Annotated in this window: 3 protein-coding genes; all 3 read left to right on the top strand. The window is 68.3% G+C overall.

Translation table 11 applies throughout. From position 1 onward, the window contains the following. Positions 1-135: 135 nt before the first annotated feature. The 3 genes from tnpA to tnpC are packed head-to-tail and all read left to right on the top strand — an operon-like array spanning position 136 to position 2,457. Positions 136-501 (top strand): IS66-like element accessory protein TnpA, encoded by a 366-nt coding sequence (tnpA, locus tag QLH51_RS19745; protein ID WP_283514673.1) that lies wholly within the window; start codon positions 136-138, stop codon positions 499-501. Continuing rightward, positions 498-845, top strand: a complete 348-nt coding sequence (gene tnpB, locus QLH51_RS19740) for an IS66 family insertion sequence element accessory protein TnpB (RefSeq protein WP_056429811.1) — start codon at positions 498-500, stop codon at positions 843-845. Before tnpA ends, tnpB begins: the two co-directional genes overlap by 4 nt. Positions 846-900: 55 nt before the next feature. After that, on the top strand, positions 901-2,457 hold the full coding sequence (tnpC, locus tag QLH51_RS19735) for an IS66 family transposase (RefSeq protein WP_443018852.1): 1,557 nt from the start codon (positions 901-903) through the stop codon (positions 2,455-2,457). Positions 2,458-2,482: the final 25 nt, after the last annotated feature.

The following is a 2,482-nucleotide window of genomic DNA, read 5'->3' as shown; positions in this document are numbered from 1 at the left end:
CGTAAGCGTGGCCGGCAGGCCGCCTTGCGGTAGCATTGGCATCCGGGATGCTTGTCGCCTTTGACGAGGGCGCGGACGGTGCGGGAAGTTTTCGGTACGACGACTGGTCATACGAGCACTCGTATGACCAGTCGCATGGATGTCGTTGGCCGGGTGTCGGGCCGGCGCCGATGGTCGGATGCGGAGAAGCTGGAGATTCTGGCCGAGGCGTTCCGCCCGGGGGTGCGGGTTTGCGATGTCATCGCGCGTCGCGAGGTATCGAGCAGCCTGATCTACACGTGGCGCAAGCAGTTGCGCGAAGGCCAGCTCGCCGGGGTGATGCCGTCGCTGCCGGTTTTTGCCGAGGTGCGGGTCGCTGAACCGGTTGCGCCGGCGCCGCAGTCGGCGCCATGCCCATCATCGGGGCTTATCCAGATCGACCTGCCGGACGGGGTGCGGGTGAGCGTTGATGCCCATGTGGATGCGGGTGCGCTGGCACGGGTGTTGTCGGTGCTGCGGTGAACCCGGTGCCGTTGCCGACGCGGGTGTTCCTGGCGTGCGGCGTGACCGACATGCGCAAGGGGTTCGATGGCTTGGCGGTGCTGGTGCAGCAGGTGCTGGCGCAGAACCCGCATTCGGGGGCGCTGTTTGCGTTTCGCGGCAAGCGGGGCCATCTGGTCAAGCTGCTGTGGTTCGACGGGCAAGGCCTGTGCCTGTTCTCGAAGCGTCTCGACCGTGGCCGCTTCGTCTGGCCGGTGACCGCGACCGGCACGGTGACGCTGACGCCGGCGCAATTGTCGATGCTGCTGGAGGGTATCGACTGGCGGCGGCCCGAGCGGACGTTCACGCCCACGCTGGCAGGGTAAAGCCGGCGGTTTCGCGTTGCTTTTGCTCGTCTGTCGGCAGGCGATCTGCTATGGAATCCGGGTGTCGGAAGCGTCCGTTTCCCCTGCTGATGCCACTGCGCGGATTGCCGCGCTGGAGGCTTCGCTCGCCCGGGCCAATGCCGCGCTCGCGGCCCGCGACCTGCTCATCGATATGCTGCGGGGGCAAATCGCGCGGTTGAGGCGGATGCAGTTCGGCGCCTCGTCCGAGAAGCTGGGGCGCGAGATCGAGCAGCTGGAACTGGCGCTGGAAGAGCTGGAGACGGAGCGCGATGCGCCTGTAGCCGAGGCTGCCGCCGGTGTAGCGGCACGACCATCTCCCGTCCGCAGCCTGCCGGACCATCTGCCGCGCAAGGAGGTCGTCCACGAGCCCATCTCGGGGGCCTGCACCTGCCCGGATTGCGGCGGGGCGCTCCGCCCGCTCGGCATGGATGCGCACGAGATGCTCGACATCGTGCCGGTGCGCTGGCGGGTCGTGCGCAACGCCCGTCCCAAATACAGTTGCCGGGTGTGCGAGAAGATCGTCCAGGCGCCCGCGCCGGTCAGCGCCGTCGCTCGCGGCAAGGCGACCTTCGCCACACTGGCGCATGTCGTCGTCTCCAAGTTCGACCACCATCTGCCGCTCTACCGCCAGGCCGAAATGATGGCCGCCCAGGGGCTCGATATCGACCGCTCGACGCTGGCCGGCTGGACCGGACAGGCCGCGGCGCTCCTCGACCCCATCGTCACGCGCATCCGGGATGAGGTCCTCAAGGCCGACAAGATCCACGCCGACGACACACCCGTGCCGGTGCTCGACCCCGGTCGAGGCAAAACCGCGACCGGGCGGCTGTGGGTGTACGCAGCCGACGACCGGGCGTCCGGCAGCACGGCGCCGCGTGCGACCTGGTATCGCTTCACGCCAGATCGCACCGCCGCGCATCCGCTGTCCCATCTCGCCGGCTTTCGCGGCTTTCTTCAGGCCGATGCCTATGCTGGTTATGACGGGCTCTACCGCAGCGGTGTTACCGAGGTCGCATGCTGGGCGCACTTCCGGCGCAAGGTCTTCGACCTGCACGAGCGTGTCCCGACGCCGCTGACCACCGACATCCTCGAGCGCATCGGCGCGCTTTATGCGGTCGAGGCCAAGCTGCGGGGTCGGCCACCCGATGAACGCCATCGCGGCCGACAGGAACGAAGCCGGCCACTGGTCGAGGCCTTGCGCGGAGTGTTCGACGCTGCGCTGCGCCACCTGTCGCCCAGATCGGATATGGCCAAAGCCATCGCCTACGGCACGAAGCGCTGGCCCGCGCTGTCGCGCTTCCTAGGTGACGGGCGGCTGGAGATCGACAACAACATCGCAGAGCGCGCGCTGCGCGGCATCGCCGTCGGGCGCCGCAACTGGCTGTTCGCCGGCTCACGCGCCGGTGGCGAGCGCGCTGCGGCCATCTACACCGTCATCCAGACCTGCAAGGCCAACGGCATCGACCCGCAGGCCTACATCACCGACGTCATCGCCAGGGTCGCCGACGACTGGCCCGCCAGTCGCTGGGACGAGTTGATGCCGTGGAACTGGATGCCCCCGGCAGATCAGCCGAACGCGCAAGCAGCATAATCTGCGGCCTTCACGCCCCGCTTAC

This window comes from Sphingomonas sp. 2R-10 (assembly GCF_030062225.1).
Classification (GTDB): Bacteria; Pseudomonadota; Alphaproteobacteria; order Sphingomonadales; family Sphingomonadaceae; genus Sphingomonas.
The sequence above is the reverse complement of the archived record's forward strand: the minus strand, read 5'-3'. Positions and strand labels throughout refer to the sequence as shown.